This window comes from Spongiibacter tropicus DSM 19543 (genome assembly GCF_000420325.1).
Classification (GTDB): Bacteria; Pseudomonadota; Gammaproteobacteria; order Pseudomonadales; family Spongiibacteraceae; genus Spongiibacter; species Spongiibacter tropicus.
Genome location: NZ_ATUS01000001.1, coordinates 1,468,484 through 1,488,817, shown reverse-complemented (window position 1 = coordinate 1,488,817; position 20,334 = coordinate 1,468,484). Strand labels below are relative to the sequence as shown.

14 protein-coding genes, 1 tRNA gene and 1 riboswitch are annotated in these 20,334 nt (G+C 60.8%); of the genes, 1 reads left to right on the top strand and 14 read right to left on the bottom strand.

The features are described from left to right. Nucleotides 1-3: 3 nt before the first annotated feature. From G411_RS0106985 to G411_RS0106920, 14 genes are all read right to left on the bottom strand, one after another. Nucleotides 4-858: an urease accessory protein UreD gene (locus G411_RS0106985; protein WP_022958465.1), complete on the bottom strand. Its 855-nt coding sequence runs from the start codon at nucleotides 856-858 to the stop codon at nucleotides 4-6. A gap of 2 nt (nucleotides 859-860) precedes the next feature. Then, nucleotides 861-1,556, bottom strand: a complete 696-nt coding sequence (gene urtE / locus G411_RS0106980) for an urea ABC transporter ATP-binding subunit UrtE (protein WP_022958464.1) — start codon at nucleotides 1,554-1,556, stop codon at nucleotides 861-863. 2 nt (nucleotides 1,557-1,558) lie between these two features. Further along, entirely contained in the window at nucleotides 1,559-2,350 is a 792-nt protein-coding gene (gene urtD / locus G411_RS0106975; RefSeq protein ID WP_211218327.1) for an urea ABC transporter ATP-binding protein UrtD, read from the bottom strand. 56 nt (nucleotides 2,351-2,406) lie between these two features. After that, nucleotides 2,407-3,555, bottom strand: coding sequence for an urea ABC transporter permease subunit UrtC (gene urtC / locus G411_RS0106970; protein WP_022958462.1), 1,149 nt, complete (start codon nucleotides 3,553-3,555; stop codon nucleotides 2,407-2,409). Beyond that, the gene (gene urtB, locus G411_RS0106965) at nucleotides 3,552-5,186 is read right to left on the bottom strand and encodes an urea ABC transporter permease subunit UrtB (RefSeq protein ID WP_022958461.1); all 1,635 of its coding nucleotides are present in this window, start codon (nucleotides 5,184-5,186) and stop codon (nucleotides 3,552-3,554) included. The genes urtC and urtB overlap by 4 nt, the downstream gene beginning before the upstream one ends. 71 nt (nucleotides 5,187-5,257) lie before the next feature. Then, nucleotides 5,258-6,541 (bottom strand): urea ABC transporter substrate-binding protein, encoded by a 1,284-nt coding sequence (gene urtA, locus G411_RS0106960; RefSeq protein WP_022958460.1) that lies wholly within the window; start codon nucleotides 6,539-6,541, stop codon nucleotides 5,258-5,260. 30 nt (nucleotides 6,542-6,571) lie between these two features. Continuing rightward, nucleotides 6,572-7,729, bottom strand: a complete 1,158-nt coding sequence (locus G411_RS19660; RefSeq protein ID WP_022958459.1) for a porin family protein — start codon at nucleotides 7,727-7,729, stop codon at nucleotides 6,572-6,574. 128 nt (nucleotides 7,730-7,857) lie between these two features. After that, nucleotides 7,858-8,247 carry a gamma-glutamylcyclotransferase family protein gene (locus G411_RS0106950; protein WP_022958458.1) on the bottom strand — a complete coding sequence of 130 codons (390 nt, stop codon included), beginning with the start codon at nucleotides 8,245-8,247 and terminating at the stop codon, nucleotides 7,858-7,860. A gap of 124 nt (nucleotides 8,248-8,371) precedes the next feature. Next, nucleotides 8,372-8,695, bottom strand: a complete 324-nt coding sequence (locus G411_RS0106945; RefSeq protein ID WP_022958457.1) for a DUF2149 domain-containing protein — start codon at nucleotides 8,693-8,695, stop codon at nucleotides 8,372-8,374. Further along, complete coding sequence (locus G411_RS0106940; RefSeq protein ID WP_022958456.1) at nucleotides 8,688-9,134, bottom strand: MotA/TolQ/ExbB proton channel family protein; 447 nt, start codon at nucleotides 9,132-9,134, stop codon at nucleotides 8,688-8,690. The genes G411_RS0106945 and G411_RS0106940 overlap by 8 nt, the downstream gene beginning before the upstream one ends. Beyond that, on the bottom strand, nucleotides 9,131-13,498 hold the full coding sequence (locus G411_RS19655) for a cobaltochelatase subunit CobN (RefSeq protein ID WP_022958455.1): 4,368 nt from the start codon (nucleotides 13,496-13,498) through the stop codon (nucleotides 9,131-9,133). The genes G411_RS0106940 and G411_RS19655 overlap by 4 nt, the downstream gene beginning before the upstream one ends. Continuing rightward, nucleotides 13,495-14,997 (bottom strand): PepSY domain-containing protein, encoded by a 1,503-nt coding sequence (locus G411_RS19650; protein WP_022958454.1) that lies wholly within the window; start codon nucleotides 14,995-14,997, stop codon nucleotides 13,495-13,497. The genes G411_RS19655 and G411_RS19650 overlap by 4 nt, the downstream gene beginning before the upstream one ends. A gap of 33 nt (nucleotides 14,998-15,030) precedes the next feature. Further along, entirely contained in the window at nucleotides 15,031-17,154 is a 2,124-nt protein-coding gene (locus G411_RS0106925; protein ID WP_022958453.1) for a TonB-dependent receptor, read from the bottom strand. 227 nt (nucleotides 17,155-17,381) lie between these two features. Continuing rightward, nucleotides 17,382-17,577, bottom strand: a riboswitch (cobalamin riboswitch). A gap of 94 nt (nucleotides 17,578-17,671) precedes the next feature. Next, nucleotides 17,672-17,758 (bottom strand) — tRNA-Leu (locus G411_RS0106920). Between the two features lie 126 nt (nucleotides 17,759-17,884). Between G411_RS0106920 and rnr the strand changes: the two genes are divergently transcribed. Beyond that, nucleotides 17,885-20,299 (top strand): ribonuclease R, encoded by a 2,415-nt coding sequence (gene rnr / locus G411_RS0106915; protein WP_022958452.1) that lies wholly within the window; start codon nucleotides 17,885-17,887, stop codon nucleotides 20,297-20,299. Nucleotides 20,300-20,334 lie beyond the last annotated feature (35 nt).

Here is a 20,334-nt window from a genome sequence, read left to right as displayed (position 1 = left end):
TCCTCAGGTGGCCCAGATTCGGGGCGCGCAGGCCGGGCGCTGCAGCAGGGCGGGACGAACTTGCGCCCAGGCGTGGACAAAGGCCTGCCTCGCGCTGAAGGCACTGTCGCCCAGATAACGAATAATCAGCCACTCACGCAGCCGGGTCATCGCCAGCGGCAGCGACTGCAAACGCAGGGCGTCGATCAGTGCGTCCAGTTCGTCGGCACTGTCAAAGGGGCCCGCCAGCATCAGGCCGATCACGCTGTGCCCATTGAGCCCCGCCGCGCCGCACTGCAGCGGGTCGGGAGCGCGCAGGGCAAAACGGTCGAGCAGGCTGAGGCGGCCATTGTGAAAAACCCGGCTGCGCTGGATGAATTCGCCGTGAGTGAAGGGCGCCTGACTGGCGGGCAGCCCCAGGCAAACCACATCCCAGGCAATCAGCCTGGCGCTTCCCTCAAGGTGAAAATCGTTGTGGCTGTCCAGCTCGGCGCCGGGGTAAACAATGGTTTCCATGGGCAGCCATTCCAGCGAGGCGTTGTCGGCGAGATAGAGCTGCTGACGTTGTTGCTGACGTGTGTGGGACTCTCTAGCGCGATAGGCGCGCCCGGCGCCGGGGGTGGTGATCAGTGCACGACTGCCGGTTTCCGTGTGGATCGCAATATTCAATCGATCGCCAGAGACCAGCCCGCCCGGCGGATGCAGAATATAGCTGTGAGCCAGTTCCGGCCCCTCCGGGTAAAACGGCCGCTGCACTGATAACGGCCCGTGGCGGTCGGCCCGCATCAGGCGACAGCCGTTGGGGCGCCGGGCAAAGTGCAGCGACAGCGAGGCGTGCCATTGGCTGACACTGGGTTTGACCGGCAAGGCCGAGCCCATACTCAGACCGCCAGATGCTGCTGAATGAGCTGGTCGTTGAGTTCGGCCATGGCGCCGGCCGCAACAATGCGTCCGCGCTCCATCAGGCGGAAGTGATCGCCAACGCGCCGGGCGAAGCCCAGCTTTTGCTCGACCAGAATCAGGGTCATGCCTTCGTTATTTTTCAGGTGCATCAGTACATCGCCAATCTGTTGAACAATATTCGGCTGAATACCCTCGTTGGGTTCGTCGAGGATCAGCACTTTCGGGTCGGTGGCCAGTGCCCGGCCGATGGCCAGTTGCTGCTGCTGTCCGCCGGACAGGTCGCCACCACGACGGCGGCGCATATCGGCCAGTACCGGGAACAGTTCGTAAATTTTCTGGGGAATGTCCTTTGCTTTATCGGCGCGGGCGCCCAAGCCAATGCGCAGATTTTCCTCAACTGTCAGCTGAGGAAAAATATCGCGCCCCTGAGGCACATAGCCGATGCCGCGATGAGCGCGTTGGTGGGGCGCCAGTTTCAGCAGGTCGCCGCCGTCAAACTGGCACTCGCCACTGCGGGCGGGCAGCAGTCCCATAATCACTTTCAGCAGCGTGGTTTTGCCCACGCCATTGCGTCCCATAATGCAGGTGCACTCGCCGGGGGCAATATCCAGGTTCACGTCCCAGAGAATCTGCGTGCCGCCGTAGGCCTGGTCCAGGTGGTGTACATCAATCATGTTCAGCCCTCCGCCCCGAAGGCGCCGGCATCCTTGCCGAGATACACCTCAATCACGTCGGGGTTGTTCTGTACTTCGTCCATGGTGCCCTCCGCCAACAGGCTTCCCTGATGCAAAACCGATACCGTGCGGGCAATCTTGCGGACAAATTCCATATCGTGCTCCACCACAATCACCGTGTGTTCCCCTGCGAGGCTGGTGAGTAGTTCGGCGGTGCGATCGGCCTCGCTGGCGGTCATCCCGGCCACTGGCTCGTCAATCAGCAGCAGGCGCGGCTCGGCCACCAGCAGCATGCCGATTTCCAGCCACTGCTTCTGGCCGTGAGACAAGGCCCCGGCCAGCCGCTGGCGCTGCGCCCGCAAATTGATCGTGCCCAGTACCTCGTCGATGCGGTCCTGCTGGCTGCTCGACAGGGTGGCCCGCAGGCTGTGCCAGATCCCCTTGTGGGTTTTCAGTGCCAGCTCCAGATTTTCGGCGACGGTCAGCGCCTCGAAGACGGTGGGCTTCTGAAATTTTCGGCCAATGCCCAGTTGCGCGATCTCGGCTTCATCGTGTTGCAGTAGATTGATGGTCTGGCCGAAATAGGCGGTGCCGCTGTCGCAGGGGGTTTTACCGGTGATCACATCCATCAGCGTGGTCTTGCCGGCACCGTTGGCGCCAATCAGGCAGCGCAACTCGCCGTCGTTAACGTAGAGGTTGAGATCGTTCAGGGCTTTGAAGCCGTCGAAGCTAACCGTCAGCCCCTCCACATAGAGAATCATCTGGTGGGAGACATCGATGTTCTGCTCGGGCATGAGGAAGGGCCATACCCGGTCGCGGTGACGAAGCTCGTCGAAAAACTCGATCAGGTTCATGCGTGACCTCCATTGGCGGGTGCCGCGCTGCTGTCACTGTCACCGTTATCCCCTCTAGACAGCTTGCGGCTCAATAAGCCTGTCAGGCCCTGAGGCAGGAATACCGTGACCGCGACAAACAGCGCGCCGAGGGCAAACAGCCAGGCGTCTGGCATCCACGCGGTAAAGCGGCTTTTGGCGTAGTTCACCAGCAGGGCACCAATAATGGCGCCGTACAGCGTGCCTCGGCCGCCGACCGCGACCCAGACCACGATTTCGATGCTGTTCAGCGGAGCGAATTCGCCCGGATTGATAATGCCCACCTGCGGCACATACAGTGCGCCGGCCGAGGCCGCGAGGGCCGCTGAAAAGACAAACAGCCAGACCTTGTAGTGCTCGGTGCGGTAGCCGAGAAAGCGGCCTCTGGCTTCCTGGTCACGGATCGACACGATGATGCGGCCGAATTTACTGTTCACGATGTAGCGACAGGCCAGGTAGCCCAGCGTGAGCAGTGTGATGGAGGCGAGCAATAACCAGCCTCGGGTGGTATCCGATTGCAGGTCCGCGCCGAGAAGGTCTTTAAAGTCGGTGAGGCCATTGTTGCCGCCAAAGCCCATTTCATTGCGGAAGAAGGCGAGCATCAGGGCGTAGGTCAGCGCCTGGGTCATGATCGACAGATAGACCCCGGCGACCCGCGAGCGGAAGGCCAGCCAGCCGAATACGAAAGCCAGCACGCCCGGTATCAGCAATGCCATCAGCATGGCGAAGCCGAAGTGATCGAAGCCCAGCCAGTACCAGGGCAGGCTGTCCCAGTTCAGGAAGACCATAAAGTCGGGCAGTTCGGGGTTGCCGTATACACCGCGATCGCCGATCTGGCGCATCAGGTACATGCCCATGCCGTAGCCGCCAAGGGCAAAAAAAGCGCCGTGCCCGAGGCTGAGAATGCCGCAGTAGCCCCAGATCAAATCGACCGACAGCGCCAGCGTGGCGTAGCAGAGGTATTTGCCCAGCAGCGTAATGCTGTAGGTGCTCACGTGCAGGGCCGAGTCGGCGGGGAATACCGCGTTGGCAAAGACCGACCACAGGGTCAGCAGCCACAGCGCGGCGAACAGAAAGTGCGCGGGGCGGCCCTGCGCCAGCAGTTGACGTCCTTGAGTCAGCTTCATTCTGCTGCCCTCCCTTTCTGCGGGAACAGACCACGGGGTCGTTTCTGGATAAACAGGATGATGAAGATCAATACCAGAATATTGGCCAGTACCGCCCCGGTGACGGGCTCGAGGAATTTATTGGTCAGCCCCAGCCCAAAGCTACCGACCAGTGTTCCCCAGAGGTTCCCGGCGCCACCGAATACCACCACCATGAACGAGTCGATGATGTAGGCCTGGCCGAGATTGGGGCCGACATTGGTAATCAGGCTCAGCGCCACGCCGCCGACACCGGCAATGCCCGAACCGAGGCCGAAGGTCATGGCATCGACCCACTCGGTGCGAATGCCGATCGCCTTGGCCATGTCGCGGTTCTGCGACACGGCACGCACCCGCAGTCCCAGCGAGGTCTTCTTCATGATCAGCAGCAGCATGGCGAAGACCAGCAGGGCAAACAGCAGGATGTAGAGGCGGTTATACGTGAGGGAGAGTACCGGGTTGATTTGCAATGAACCGCTCAGCCACTCGGGAGTAAACACCTGGCGATTGAGCGGTGAAAAAATACTGCGTACGGCTTGCTGCAGAATCAGGCTGATACCGAAGGTGGCCAACAGGGTTTCCAGCGGACGGCCCTTGAGAAATTGAATGACACCGCGCTCAATGAGAATGCCGACGCTGCCCGCCACAATGAAGGCGACGGGAATCGATATGAGGATCGACAGCCCGATATGATTGGGCATCAGTTGTTGAACCACATAGGTGCTGTACGCGCCGAGCATGATCAGCTCGCCGTGGGCCATGTTGATCACGCCCATCACGCCGAAGGTGATGGCAAGCCCCGCGGCCGCGAGCAGAAATACCGACCCCAGGCTGAGCCCGAAGAATAGGGTGTTGAGTAGCTCGTAGCGTTCGACGCGGGCGGTGGAGTGACGGCTGGCTTTTTGCAGGGCGGCCAGCAGCGCCGGTTCACTCTCGGCGTCGGTGCTGGCAATCGCCGCCTTCAGGGCATTGCGGACCTCGCTTTCCAGCCGTCCGCTAAGGGCTTTTGCGGCGCTCATGCGCTGTGTGATATCGCCGTGCTTTAATGCGTAAAGACTCAGCGCGATATCCATTTTTTCCTGAATACGGCGATCGGCCTCCTGCTGTCTGGCGACAACAAGGGCCTGATGGCCGTCGCTGTCCAGCTCGCCAAACATCGCTGTCACCGCTGCCATCCGGCGCGCGGGATCGCGGCTGGACAAGGTCAGCCGGGCGATGACCTGGCGGATGCTGCTGCGCAGACGATTGTGGGTTTTTACCTTGCTGACATCACGGCGACCGGCGATGCCGAGATCGCTGTTGTCGAAGAAATCATAGAGTTGATACTGGCGCTCGGGCGCTGCGTCCACACGCAACAGACGCTGGTCGTCGCGACGGTAATACAGCTCGCCATCTACCAGGGCATTCAGTAGCGGCAGTGCCGCTTCACCGGCCTCGGCCTCCAGTTTCAGCACGATGGCATCAATCTCGTTGAAGGAGGCGCCTGCCAGTGGTGCGGCCAAGCTAGCCAGCGACTCGGGCGGCGCGTCGCTGTCGTCGGCGAAGGCCGTGCTGATGCCGGTGACTACCAGTATCAGCAGCGCGCCGAGTATTTGTGTGAGGAAGCTTTGCACGATTGAATACCCATGCGAGTGAAGAAAAGAGAGCGAAAAAAACGGGCGGAGAAAGCCCCCGCCCGCCGGGCTTATTGACTCTGCCCGGTGCACTGCTTGGTTTTCGTGTTGTAGTTGCCGCACTTCAGTGGTGGCGTCCAGTCGGCAATCAGATCTTTAGAGCCGGGGAGGTAGTCAGACCAGGCATCGCCGGCAACCAGACCGTCGGTTTCCCAAACCACCTCAAACTGGCCGTTTTCCTGTATCTCGCCGATCAGTACCGGCTTGGACAGGTGGTGGTTTTTGTTCATCACCGCGGTGCCGCCGGTCAGGTTGGGCGCGGTCATGCCGATCATCGCCTGTTCGACCTTGTCGACATTGGTGGTGCCCGCTTTGGTAACGGCCTTGGCCCACATATTGAAGCCGATATAGGTGGCCTCCATGGGGTCATTGGTCACGCGTTTTTTGTCGCCGATAAAGGCATGCCAGTTGTCGATGAAGTCGTAGTTGGCATCGTTCTCAACGCTTTGGAAGTAGTTCCAGGCGGCGAGGTGGCCGACCAGTGGGCTGGTGTCGAAGCCGGACAATTCCTCTTCGCCAACCGAGAAGGCGATGACCGGAATATCCTCAGACGAGACGCCCTGGTTACCCAGCTCTTTGTAGAACGGGACATTGGCGTCACCATTGATGGTGGAGACCACGGCCGTCTTCTTGCCCTTGCTGCCGAAGGCTTTGATATCTGACACGATGCTCTGCCAGTCAGAGTGTCCGAACGGGGTGTAGTTGATCATGATGTCTTCCGACTTCACGCCCTTGGACTTCAGGTACGCCTCGAGGATTTTGTTGGTGGTACGCGGATACACATAGTCGGTGCCCGCCAGTACCCAGCGTTTCACACCCAGCTCATTGGCCAGATAGTCCACTGCAGGAATCGCCTGCTGGTTGGGCGCCGCGCCGGTGTAGAAGACATTTTTGGAGGATTCTTCACCCTCGTATTGCACCGGGTAAAACATCAGTCCATTGAGTTCTTCGATGACCGGCAGTACCGATTTGCGCGAGACTGATGTCCAGCAGCCGAAGATGACGTCAACGCCTTCTTTGGTGATCAGCTCGCGGGCTTTCTCCGCAAACAGCGGCCAGTTGGAGGCCGGGTCGACGACCACCGCTTCCAGTTTTTTACCGAGCAGGCCGCCCTTTTTGTTTTGCTGTTCAATCATCATCAGTACGGTGTCTTTCAGCGTGGTTTCGCTTATTGCCATGGTGCCGGAGAGCGAGTGAAGAACACCGACCTTGATCGTGTCGGCGGCAGCGGCGGCCTGGCTGAGGCCGATGCCTACACTCAGTGCGCAGGCGGAAAGAATCTTTTTAAATTTCATAGCAGTCTCCATTGTCGTTGTGACGGGCGTTTACAGTTGCAGTTGAACGCCGAAGGAAAGGCTGTCGCGGTCGGGCCCCGCATAACCTGAAATATTGGCGTCGCCGCTGTTGTAGTTCAGGTTCAGGCGCGCGTTGTGACCGTCGATGATGTAGTTCACACCCAGCTCGGTAAGCTCGCTGCTGTCGGCATCGGACGGTTCGTTGTTGACGTGACGTAGGTAGGGCTGAAAGCGTCCGGTCTCGCCGCCGGGGATCAGGTAGGCGACGGTGACGTAAGCGGATTCACCGTCGAACAGGCAGAAGCAGTCAGCGGGTACCGCGGTGGGTGTGGCAACGGTGTAGTCCGCTTCAAAGCTCTTGTACTCGGCGTCGATAGTGACCACGCCGCCACCGTCGAGAACGGTTTCTGACAGCAGATCGATGGTGTAACCGCTGAAGTCACCCGATTCGGTAGCGCTGCCGCTGCCGCCTGACTGGCTCTGGAAGGAGGCCGCCAGAGTCAGGATGTTGCCCAGCGAGCCGTAGTAGGTACCGCTGGTGTAGTAGCCGGGGTTGGCTTCCATGTTGAGGAAGTTGTAGGCAAAGCGACCGGCAAACAGCAACTCGTCATCGACATTGCTGGCGCCTTGCAGGCCGTCAAACACGCCCAGTGCATACTGGAATTTGCCTTGCGCGCCCCAGAAGGTCACACCGTCATCACGACCGTAGGTGCCCGCCATACCGCCCTGGTCAGAGGGGTAGAGAGGTTGGGTGTACTGGTTCCAAGTCAGGCCGTAGAACGGCCCGTTCATCTCAATGCGGTCAGCGGGGGTCAGCATGCGACCGATCCATACATTGACGCCCGGTGAGAATTCAAAGCGGGCAATGGCGTCGAGAACATCGACGGGACCGTCACCGAAAATTTCATCGGTATTGAGGGTGAAGCCGATCGTTTTGTTGAGCTGGCCGCCAAGATAGATGCGGATATTTTGAATATCGAAGTCTTTGCCGTAGGCATCGCCGCTGGGGGCGGCATCTTCGGTAAACGTGGCCGCTGCCCGAAGGCCGGCACCGAGAGTCAGATAGCTGTCGTCACCGATATCGACCTTGATACCGGCGTGGGTCGCGCCTGCGCCGAACAGCGCGGTGCACAGCGCGAGCTTGCGCAGAGTCTTTCCTTGTCGAAGTGAATGCGTAAGAGAGTTCATGTCGTCATCGCCTGTCCTGTGAGTGATGGGGCAAGCAGGATTATTGCGAGGCGACGACGGCGCAGGTATGCGCACAGTGGCCCAAGCCACTGCGTTATTTAACGCATGGCCGGGTGGTGGAAATTGCGTTAACGGAGGGTGGTGGGGCCTTGCCAGCGGCCACTGGCGATGATCGGACGGTGGTGCAGCGGCCGGTTGTAGAGGTAAATCCAGCAGGGGGCGCCACTGGGCGAGCTGATGGTTTCCCGGAGGTAGAGAGAGCGGGCAGGGCGGTTAGGGTTGTAGTCTTCCAGCGCATCCAGTCGTCGCAGCTCGTCGGCCGAGACGCTGTAAATTTCGACATACAGACGGCTCTTGCCGCGCACTGCGGCGGGGTGGCTGCCGAAGTCAAACAACTGAAAGCCTTCCAGCCAGCCCTGTTCCAGCGGCGTCTTGCCGTGCAACAGGTGATGGTTCGACTGGCCTTGCCTGAGGGTGCCATACACGGCAACGGGTAACAGTGCTTGGTCTGTGCTCATGATCAGTCCTCAATATACTGCTTGCAAGGCTGGCGTTTCAGCGTGGCGTCGTTGACACGCGGTCTCTCATAAACTGCCGCGTTGTCGGTCGAAATGCAATGCGGCAATGTGTTGCAGCGACCCGCTACTGGCCGATCAGTATCAGTTTGCCGGTCTTGGGGTCACGATACACCTGCCCCAGCGATTCCATGCCACTGTCGTCGCCATTCACTGCGTTTTTCAGTGACGCCGGCGGTTCTGCCAGTTCCTTCCCTTCGTGGAGCTCGACAGGCTTGTCGAGCTGGAAGTGTTCACGCAGCGACGGACTTCGATCGATGATCACAATCAGCAGACCCAGTGCGAAGACCAGCATCACATCCATAATATTGGCAAAGCTCGACAGCGGGTCGGTATCGTCGTCGGCAAAACGGCGCTGTCGCCAGGGGGACTGACGAGTGGGGTCAGTCATGGCTGCCTCCCTGCAGTGTTTGCCAGGTGGCCTCGTACCAGCGGCGGCGCAGGCGGCCGAGAATATAGGCGACGAGACCGACCAGCAGTCCCAGCACGGTCGTGTCGAAGGCAACGGTCAGCGCGGTCGCGAGAATATCGATATTGCCGGAATTCAGCGCTGACAGGCCGGGGCCGAGCGGGATCAGCGTGCCCATCAGGCCCAGCACCGGGCCACTGCGGGCCAACAGGTCGACCCGTTCCAGTCGACGGTTGGCGTAGTCCTCAAAGCTTGCCAGCGACTGGCGTTGAAGCCGCCGCAGTGTCAGGCTGCATTCCGCTATCGCCATGCCCGTTTCCCAAACGGTCAGCAGCAGCGCGATGCCGAGGGCGGCAATCACCGGGTAAAGCAGCCCACCCACCAGTTCGTGCAACAGGCCCTGCGTTAAGCCGTGAATCATGACGGGTCTCCTTGCTTGCCATGCGATTGATGTACTGCCCGATAGAAGCCGGCACTCAGCGTCAGCAGCAGTATGGCGGCCAGCCACCACTGCCACTGCCGGTCAGGGTTCGCCTGCTCGGCGGTCTCGCTTTGCTGGCCGGAGCGTTGCGCTTGTTCGGCACGGGTGTCGCGGTCGGGCGTTTCGCTGAGTTCGGTGATGCGAGTGAGGGTTTGCGCCTTGTCGGTCTCACGTCGGGCGCTGTCGATGACGGCTTTCAAAGCCTGCCACTGCTCAGCGCTCAGCTTGTTCTCCAGCCAGGGCAACATGGGGTGGTCGGGGGCGGTGTGACCGCTGCCCGGCAGGCCATTTTCCGCGACCAGTTGCGCGAAGCTTTGCGCCAGCGATTCCGTGGTGGCCGCATCGGCCTGCCAGAAGCCTTTCTGGATGGTGACCAGCATAATGGCCAGCATATTGCTCTTCACATGCACGTTGTGGCCCTGCTCCAGAAAGTCGTCCAGCCCGAGTTGGTAGCGGTCGTCGACGTACACATCCTTCACCTCTTCCCAGGCCCAGTCGCCGACCAGGGTGGGGTTGGTCACCTGCCAGCCCCAGAGGTATTCCAGAAACTCGCTGCCCATGGTGCGCGCCCCGGCGTAGCCGTGTTCCATCAGTGCCTGCAGCCAGGCCGGATTGAGGAAGCGGCCGCGCAGCTCGCTGCGCAGTGCGGTGCTCAGCGGTTCGGCGTGAATATCGTTGGGGTCGGCGTGATGCAGCACATAGTTATTCGGTGCGCTGCCGGTAAGGGTTTCCACCGCCAGACTCAGGCCGCCGAGATAGTCGAAGGCATCGTTATTATCGATCAGGCCATAGAGATTGCTGGAGCGTCCCATGTAGGTATTTTCGACCTGACTGAGAACCTGTCGGAATTGCGCCTCAACCGGGCGGCCAAAGCCGTTGGCACCGTAACTGTGGCCGAGGCGGCGCAGGTAAATATCCGCCAGCTCGCTGCGCTGCTGCCAGGCGCCGGAGCGCTCTACCAGTCGGTTGACCCCGGCGCCATAGCTGCCGGGGGCATCGCCAAATACCCGCAGGCTGGCAAGCTGCCCGGCGTCGCTGTCGCTGCGCCCCTGTGTGAGCAGTGCTCGGGCATCCTTCACCCAGTGGGCGGCGAGCTGATTCTGTTGCAGATTTTCACTGCCGTAAAAGGCGCGGGGATCTTCCCGTTGCAGGGGCTCAAGGGCGTTTTGCAGCGACAGCGTCAGCGCCGGGTAGTCGCGAACAATGGTATTGGCACTGGCTTCCAGGGCCATCAGTGTGGCGCGATTCAGCAGGCGCATCTGACGGCTGTACAGGTCGCGAAACAGGCCAGAGGTGGTGAAGACGGTATCGCGACGCACCTCGCCCTCCGTCAGCGCGCGGCGCTCCAGTCCGGTGACCAGACCACGGCTGTTCCACACGGGTTGCAGACCGAGCATGTCCAGCCCGAAGGCGATCATCACGCCTTCGTCGCGAACCACATCGGAGGCCCAGAGAATCAGCGCTTCGCGTTTGTCCTGATTCTGCGGATTATTGGCGCGGGCACTGGCGGCCATTTCGCGGCCCAATTCCCAGGCGGCGGGGCTGGGGATCAGGCTGTTGTCCAGTGCGTAGAAATTGCGCCCGGTGGGCAGCGCATCGGGGCTGCGAATCGGATCGTTACCTGGGCCGGGAGCGATAAACTCACCGTTGAGCCCGGCCAGCAGGGCCTGCATTTCTGCGTCCGGGGAGCCCGCCAGCAAGGCCTGCCAGTCGCGGCGCTGCTGTTGAGAGTCCGGAGCCATGGAGCTCAGCATCATGCTCAGGGCGTCGTCGCTCCACGGCGAGCCGAACACGTGCAGGCCCAGCGGCATAAAGCGCTCTTGAAGGCTGGTCAGGTAGTGGCCGACTTCGTGAACCAGCATATCGTCGTCCACCTGCTCAAAGCTGATGCCCATCACCGCCAGTTCGGCGGACATGGCTTCGGCCAGTTCGTCTTTCAACTCCAGCGCAGTGAGCTTGTCGCGTATCTGGGCCATCAGGCGATCGCTCAGTGCCTGATTGTCACCGCCGTGCAACGCTTCGAAACTCTCCACCAGTTGTCGCAACTTCAGCAGCTCGTCGTACAGCGGCGTATGGGCCAGTGGCGGGGTCAGGTGGTCAACCATCACCGCCAGACCGCGACGTTTGGCCTGAATGCCCTCGCCCACGCCGTCGACGATATAGGGATAGATACCGGGAAGGTCTCCGGCGATGAGGCGCGAATAGTCGTCCTCGGCAAGGCCCACCGAGCGCCGCGGTAGAAACTCATAGGTTGAATGACGACCGAGATGGACCAGCGCATCGGCCTGAAAGTCATCGCGCAGGTAGTGGTAGAAGGCCAGGTACTGGTGCGGTGGCGGAAAGGCCAGGTTGGCGTGCAGCAGCTCCTCGTTAATTTCCCAGCCACGCGGAGGCTGTGGACCGATGAAAATGTTGCCGAAGCGCAGTCCCGGTAGCAGCAACTCGCCTTGATGGGTCATGACCCTGCCGGGGGCGGGGCCCCAGCCGCCCAGTCCTTCAATGCCGGTTTTGCGCAGTGCGGTAATCAGCGTCTCGGCTTCCTGCCAGCAGTTGGCCTCAGCGTTGAGGGTTTGCTGATAACAGCTTTCCAATTGTTCCAGCAGCGCCAGCGCGCGGTCGCGGGCGGGGTGGTTAACGCCCTCCAGCAGGTGGCGCATTTCTTCGACGGTGTGGGCGAGTGCGTCGCGCGCTAGTTCGGGTTGGTCGGCATTTACCGCCGCGTTGAGCTGGCTGTGGAGAAGGCCAAAGGGGCCGTCGACCATTTCCCGCTGGATGCTGTCGGGCAGGGTGGCAAACCACTGTTGATAGCGCGAGCTGGACATGTGCAGCACATCGTCGCTCATGGCCGCCAGTGCCCCGGCGTCGTTGGGCAGATTAATGCCCTTTTTCTGCATCTGGTTGAGCAGTGCCTCGGGGCTGCCCGGCAGGGTGCCGGTGTTATAGCCCTCCGCCTTGAGGCGCTGGAGTATGCGCCACAGCGAGGCGGGCACATCGAGGTTGTCGGCGCCGATATTGTGCCGCCCCGGCGGGTGGTTGTAGTAGATCAGTGCGACGCGTTTGTCGGCATTGTTTTTGTGTTGTAGCCGCTGCCAGTTGGCGGCGCGATTGATCACGGCTGCAATGCCGTCGGGCACGGGCTGTATGGCCTGAATGCGAATGCCACTGAGCGGGTCGGCCTGCGCCTCCCCGGCAGCGGCAATCACCAGTGGCTGGCTGGCACCCTGTAATTCCGGCATGGCGACCTGATAGTAGACCTTGTCGTCGGCGAGGCCGTCGGAGGAAAGCTGGCGTTCCAGTGTGCTGCGGTCACGGGATTTGATCGCCTTGATGACCGGCACATTGAGCTGGCGCAGGGTGTCGGTAACGGTCTCCCGGCCTTCGCCGCCACCCATCACAAAGTCCTGCAGCATAACCACGGCGGCAAGCTGCGTTTTCAGTGGCCGCAACGCCTGTACAGCTTCAACACCGGCCTGCCCCCAGTAGGCCAGCCCGCTCAGGCAATGCAGTTGCTGCTCAGTCAGTGCCTGCTGGCAGAGCTGGTCGAGCAGGGCGCTGTCGGCCGGGCGATCGCCGCCTGCATGGTCAAGCACTACCAGCAGGGGTTTATCGCTGGCGATCTCGGGGAGCCGGGTATAGGTCTTGTCGGCATATTGCCAGCGCAGTCTGGGCTGGGGGCGGGGTGGAGCGGCGTGGAGTTTTTCCCCCAATTGTTCAAACGCCCAGACAAACAGCTCGCGGGTATTGTCGATGCCACCGGCCTGCCAGTATCGGCGGGCAGCGATCCACGGCGCTTGTCGAGGGTAGCGGGCGGCGAGCTCATCCAGGGTGGTATCAAAATCCTTGCTGGGCTGGGTGCCGGCAATGTCCTGCAATTGCTCGGCGCTGTCGAATACCGGCTGGCGATTGAGCTGGCTGAGGCGAATCAGCCGGTGATCGCTGTTCATTATCAGCACTGGCGCGGAGGCCCGCTTCAGTGACGGCTCAAGGACGTTGACGCTGGCGCCGAACAGGCCCATGCCCACTACCAGGTCGGCGCGCTGGATCAGCGCATCGATCTCGGTTGGGGGTAATTCCCAAAGTTGGCTGTCGCTGCGGGCGGTAATCCGGTAGCCGGGGTGTCGCTGATGGAAGCGACTCACCGCTTCGGCGATGGTCTCGGCATTGCGCTGGGAAACTAATACCAAGAGCTCCGGCGTGTCGCTGGCCCGCGCCGGGCCTGCCAGCAGGCTAAGCAGCAATGTAAGCAGCAATGTCAGGAACAGCCACAGTCGTAGCTGCGGGCAGAATACAGAAAGTCGCGTCATGGTCGGGCCTCGTGGCGGCGGGTCTGTCGTTGTCGGTTTCTGCGCGGCGGAGGGCGCAGACGTCGCCAGCCGATCAGGCAGGCGGTCAGGGAGAACAGGAATCCGGCGATGCTTAAACTGATGACCAGCAGGTCCCAGCGCGGCCGGTGTTGAATCAGAAACAGGAAATCCAGACTGTGCAGACCGTTGTACAGCCAGCGCTGTGCGCGGCGCTTGGTGGTCATGCGGCCCAGCAGTTCGCCGGTGTGCAGGTCGATGTGAAACCAGCTCTGTGCCGGGTCATCAAAGCGCAGGCGCAGTACCGGCAGCGGTCGCCAGCGTTCGTGATGGGAGTAGTAATAGTGGTCGTAGCGATCCAGCCGTTCGGCAGCGATCAACGAGTAGCCCAGCATCATATGCTGCAAGCGGGCCTGACTGGCCGCGGCCCAGTTACCACCCGCGGCGGGGTCGATGACGTCGCGTTGCTGCTGGTCGTTGATGGTGTAGGTATAGACCTCGCCGTTGAACCACTGCCAGTGCAATTCGCGGGCATCCGGGTGGTGGCGCAGCGCCTTGCGAATCGCCTCCGCATCGTCGAATTGCGTCTGCGAAGGAATGCCGCGGTAGTGATCAGCCTGCTGGCGATAAGAGGTTTCATCGCTGAACAGGCCCCAGGGGTTCATCGACATCAGGCCGCTGAACATATACGTGCACAGTGGCAGCAACACCGCCAGACCCAGCAGGTGGTGGAGCTTCATGGTGTTGCGATAGGGGCTAATGTCTTTGCCGCGATAGCGTTTGCGCAGCCGCAGACGCAGGATGCCGACCACGGCGCCGGTAAAAATGGACACCAGCCCCGCCAGCGATAAGCCAACGATCAGCCAGTGCCAGACGCTCGGGTCGCGTCGCAGCGCGACCGGGTAAATCCAGTGCAGGTTGGCGCCCAGCCAGTTCCAGACGCGTTCATGGTGATGGGTGTCGCGGAGCACTTCGCCGGTCACTGACGAGATATACAACTCGGTGCCGGCGTCGTCGTGCAGTGCGATATGGTAAAGGGGGCGATGGGCATGAAGGCTGCCCGATACTGACCACTGATCCATGTCGATCAGACGGGCTTCCGCGGTCGGCGGCGTATGGAGTTCACGCTGGCGGACATAAACTTCAGCGGCCGCCAGTGCCTGTCCCAGGGTGATGTTGCGGATGTGCTCGCCGTTGTCGGCGAACATTCCCTGCCACTGGCCGTCGCGGTTCTGCAGTAGATAGGCAGGGCGCCCCGCCACGCTGCTCAGCTTGAGCTGCTGCAATGCTTCGGGCGAGCTGCGGTCGAGCAAGGCCCGAGGCCCGGCGGTAATGGTGTCGGCATCCAGCGGCGGCAGCGCCGCCAGACGCTCCGCTTGGCTCAGTGACGGGAAGCCCACGTACATCATCACCACACCACTGAAAAACCACATGGCGAACAGCAGGCACAGGGCCACGCCAGTCCAGCGGTGAAGCAGATACAGCCAGCGTTTCAGCTTCATTCGAACGCGCGGCCTCTTTCTGGCCGCGGTGACTTAGAAGTCATAGCGCAGTTCCAGCTCAGCGCTGCGGCCGTCGGCCAGAATCCACTGCTCGCCATAGGGGGCCAGCACATAGTCGGCGGTGTCGCTCAGGTTCTTGCCGCGCAGGCTCAGCCGGAGCTCGTCACTGAGCTGCCATTGCAGGCTGGCGTCGTAAACCACGTAGTCGGGGAGCTTGTTGGTGTTGGCATAATCCGCGTAGCGTTCGCTGACATAACGGCTGCCCAGTGAGGCGGTCCAGTGCGGGAGGAACTGCCAGCTTACCCACAGGTTGGCGGTTTTCTCGGGAACATTGCGTGGAGTTTTACCGCTGTAGTCGTTGGTGCCGCTGCGGTATTCCTCATACTGGGGATCGGTGATCGCGAGGTTGAAATCCACCGAGACAACATCCAGCGGCAGCCAGAACAGTTCCAGCTCGACGCCTCGAGAACTCTGCTCGCCAATCTGGCGCTGGACCCCGCCGGGGTCGCTGCTGAGAAGATCGGTCTTCACAATATCGTAAACCGCCAGGCTGACTTGCAGGCGTTCGTTCAGCAGATTCTGCTTGATCCCGGCTTCCCACTGCGTGCCCTCCGCGAGGTCGAGGCTGGGGTTACTGGCAGAGAGCAGAGACTGTATTGCATCCACGGCCTTGCTGTACTGCAGATAAAGGCTGGTGGCCTCCGAGGCTTGGAATACCGCGCCAAGACGCCAGCTGTTGCCGGACAGCTCGTCATCAATGTGGCTCTCCGGTTGACCATTGCTGCGTGCGAGGTCGTCGCGGCTATAGTCGATACGGTCGTGCCGGAGGCCAGCGACCAGCAGCCATTCGGGTGTGATCTCCAGTACGTTGTCGATAAACAGTGAGGTGACATCTGTTTCGGAGTCAAAGTCGCGGGTGGTGGCGCTGCCCACATTGTCTTGCCAACGTCCCGGCGCAGGATTGTTCAGATCGACACTGGAGTTGCCGGTGTAAGGCGAGTTGTTGATATGGCTGAAACGGATGTCGTTCAGTTCTATCCCGATATTCAGGCGGTTCTGCATGCCCGCCATGTCAGTCTTCCAGAGCAGGTCGCTGCGGTGGCCGAGCTGTTCCTGTTCATGGAGAATTTCGAGGTAGGAACCACGGTCTACCTGTCCCGTGGTGTCGTTGTAGCGATAGCTTTCCACATTGCGCCAGTGGCGTTCGGCTGTGAGGTAGTAAGTGTCGCTGCGCCACGACAGGTTCTCACTGAGCTGCCATTCCGTATGCAGGCGCGGCCACAGGTCTTCGTACTCAACCAGGCCATCGGCGACGTTGTAGTTATTGCGACGCAGGCTGTCGCGGATTTTTCCGTCGACCAGTGGTGTGCCCCAGTAGGGCGCGGATTCGGTATTGGCGTAGTCGATGCTCAGTGTGGCCGAGAAATCCTCCCTGGGCCGGTACAGCAGTGAGCCGGCAATCGCCTGACGCTCGGCATCAGCGCGGTCGACATACCCCTCGGTTTGGTGATGTACCAGGTCGACGCGGTAAGCCAGTTCCGGGCTCAGTTCACCGCCGGCACCATAGGCATAACGCTGCAGGCCAAAGCTGCCCAGCGTGACCGCGACGCTATTGCGGGTTTCCCCAAACTGCGGCTTTTTGCTCACATAGTTCACGGTTGCGCCCACGGCGCCCACACCGTGAATCACCGAGCCAGGGCCGCGAAGTACTTCAATGCGTTCCACCGTCCAGGTGTCGGCAGGAAAACTCACCGTGCCCGAGCCGACATACAGGCGCGTGCCGTCGTAGGTGCTGACCACCGAGCTGTGGCCGTTAAAGCCGCGCACCGAGGTGGCGCTGCTGCCGTTGCCGGGACTGGCGCTGGAGGAAAAGCCCGCCGCGCGGGTGACTGCCATCATGCTGGAATCGTCACCGCGCAGCGCGATAGCTTCCTTGCTGATGACCGACACACTGGCGGGAATGTCCTGGGCGGACAGGCCGAGCCGTGAGCCTGCGGTGTTTTCTTCATCCAGTGCCAGTCCCTGTGACGACAGGCTGGTAGCGCGAACATCCACGTATTCCAGCTGCTGGTGCCCTGCCCATAGCGGGAGGCTGAGAATGCTTGATGCGAAAGCCAGCACCAGTGGGGCGCTACGGGGAGAAATGTCCTTTTTCATGGTGTTTCCTCAAACGGTTCGTTAGGCCGAGAGGAAAGGGAAAGGACGCCGGCAATGATGACATTGCCTATTCCGGCGCGATCGAAAGCCCTCCGCTTGATCTCGGCAGACAACAGTTGCGAACGTATGAGGGAGGAACAATCCGTCGTGGATTGCGTGATCAACGAGGTAGGAACCTGCGTGAAGCCCTCCGCTTCATCGGTACAGCACTGCATGCATGGCAAAGCACAAGGCTTCGCCATCAGGCCGGTATCGGGCTTCTGTGAACCTCTCGAATGAGAGCAGTTACCGTTGCGGGGGCAGCGGTGGCTTTGTCTGCGGCGGCCAAATCATTGCCGCGACGCACCACACTTCCCGTTTACCCTGCTCCAGACACTCCGGGCGAAGGAGAGTCGAGCAGGCACCTGATGCAGGGCGGGATCATATAGAAAGGCCTTTGGGGGCGCAAATTCAGTGAGAAAACAGATAAATGTAGAAATAAAAAAGCCGACCCTGTTGGATCGGCTTTCTTGAATAATGGTGCCCAGGAGAGGACTTGAACCTCCACGGCCGTGAAGCCACTAGCACCTGAAGCTAGCGTGTCTACCAATTTCACCACCTGGGCACAGGAGGTAAAACACGACGTGCGTCGTTGAGGCGCGCAATTTACTGATGCCACGCCTTTTTGTCAACGGTTTGCGTTACACTGGCTGCAAAATTTTTACTGTCATCCAAAAGGACGCATTTCTGCATGCCAAAAGGCCCCAACAAGCATTCTGATCCCCACGCTGCCCGTGAAGCCGAGCGCTACGACAACCCGGTACCCAGCCGGGAATATATTCTGGACGTCTTGCAGGGTGCCGAGCAGGGCATGAGTGCGGCGGCGATTCGCCGCGCCCTGGGGATTGAGGGTGAGGAGCAGCAGGAGGGCCTGCGCCGTCGTCTCAAAGCGATGCTGCGCGATGGCCAGCTCATTGAAGGGCGCCGTGGCAAGCTGCAGGTGCCGGATCGCGGCGAGGCGCTTATCGGCCGGGTGCAGGGACATCGGGACGGTTACGGTTTTGTGCTGGTGGAGGACGGTGAAGACATCTATCTCCACAATCGGCAGATGCAGCAGTTGTTTGATGGCGATGTGGTGTCGGTTGAGGTCAGTGGCACCGACAGTCGCGGTCGACGTGAGGGCATTGTCATCGAGGTGCTGGAGCGCAATACCCGGCAACTGGTGGGCAAGCTGAAAGAGCAGCGCGGTCGCTGGTTGCTGGTTCCCGATAACAGCCGCATCCAGAACTGGGTGCAGCTGGACGATGACAGTGTGGTGAATGCCCGTGAGGGCGACTATGTGATGGCCGATATCACCCGTCAGCCGGGTTTGCGTCAGCAAGCGCAGGGACGGGTCACCGAGGTGCTGGGCGATCGCGCCACGGTGGGTGTGGCCACCGAGTTGGCATTGCGCAGCCACGAAATTCCCTTCGAGTGGCCTGATGAGGTTGAAGAGGAGGCGCGGCGCTTTGGCAGCGAGCCCGATGAAGAGGGCAAACTGAACCGAGTGGATTTGCGCAAGCTGCCGCTGGTGACCATCGACGGGGAAGATGCCCGGGACTTCGATGACGCGGTGTACTGCGAGAAAAAGCGCTTTGGTGGCTGGCGACTGTGGGTGGCCATTGCGGATGTTTCGCATTATGTGAAGATCGACTCGGCGCTGGATGCAGAGGCCCATAAGCGGGCGACCTCGGTGTATTTCCCCGACCGGGTGGTGCCGATGTTGCCGGAGGCACTGTCCAATGGTCTGTGCTCACTGAAGCCTAATGTGGAACGCCTCTGTATGGTCTGCGAGATGACCATCAGTAGCCGCGGTCGTTTGAGCGGTTATCAGTTCTATGAGGCGGTCATGCGTTCCCACGCACGGCTGACGTACAACCAAGTAGGGGCGATGCTCGGCGTTGAGGGGGCTGATCCGGCGAAAGACACCGGTGAGCACCGCGAACTGCTGCCCCAGCTGAAAGAGCTGCATAACCTCTACCGGGCCTTGCGCAAGGCCCGCGATCAGCGCGGGGCCATCGACTTTGAAACCGTTGAAACCCGCGTGGTGTTCGACGACGAAAAGCGCATCGACGAAATTGTGCCGGTACATCGCCACGATGCGCACAGAATGATAGAGGAGTGCATGCTGGTGGCGAATGTCGCCACGGCGCGCACACTTGAGCGCTCAGGTATTGAGGCGCTTTACCGCGTCCACAATGGTCCCAGTGATCAGAAGCTGGGTAACTTGCGAGAGTTTCTCGGGGAAATAGGTCTTGGCTTGAAAGGCGGCGAGCAGCCATCGCCCACAGATTATCAGGCATTGCTAGCCAGCTTGGGGGATCGCCCCGACGCGCAGATGATCCAGACCATGATGTTGCGCTCATTGAGTCAGGCGGTTTATCAGCCCGACAACGAGGGGCACTTCGGCCTGAACTACACGGGCTACACCCATTTCACCTCCCCCATTCGGCGCTACCCGGATTTGCTGGTGCACCGCGCCTTGCGCTACCTGCTGCGCAGCGGCGGCGGAGATGCGCCCAAATGCTTCCGTCCGGTGAAAGGGGCGAAGAAGCTGCCTCGCAAGGTGATTTACCCCTACGATATGACCGCCCTGCTGACCTTGGGTGAACACTGCTCGATGGCTGAGCGCCGGGCAGATGATGCCAGCCGCGATGTCATGGCCTTCCTTAAATGCGAATTCCTTCAGGAGCATGTGGGCAGCGAGTTCGATGGCCTGATTGCCGCAGTCACTGGCTTCGGTCTGTTTGTGGAGTTGGGTGACTTATATATTGAAGGCTTGGTGCATATCTCCACCCTGCCGCAGGATTACTATCAGTTTGATCAGGCCCACCAGCGCCTTGTGGGTGAGCGCAGTCGGCGTGTGTACCAGTTGGGTGACAGCCTGCGGGTGCAGGTGCTGAGTGTGAACCTGGATGACCGCAAGATTGATCTCGGCTTGGCCAGCGGCAGTGATAAGCGCCGCAAGCCGGGTTCCGTGCGCGAAGCGCTGGCGCGGGGCGAGCTGCCAGGCATGAAAAAAGCCGATAGTCCAAAGAAAGGCGGTCGAAAAACCGGCGGGACGGGTAAGAAAGACGGTAAGTCCTCGCGCTCGGCCAGTGCCAATAAAAAGCGCCGTCGCCGCTGAGATGATGTGGCCCGCCGCGTTCGCCAGCGGGCTTG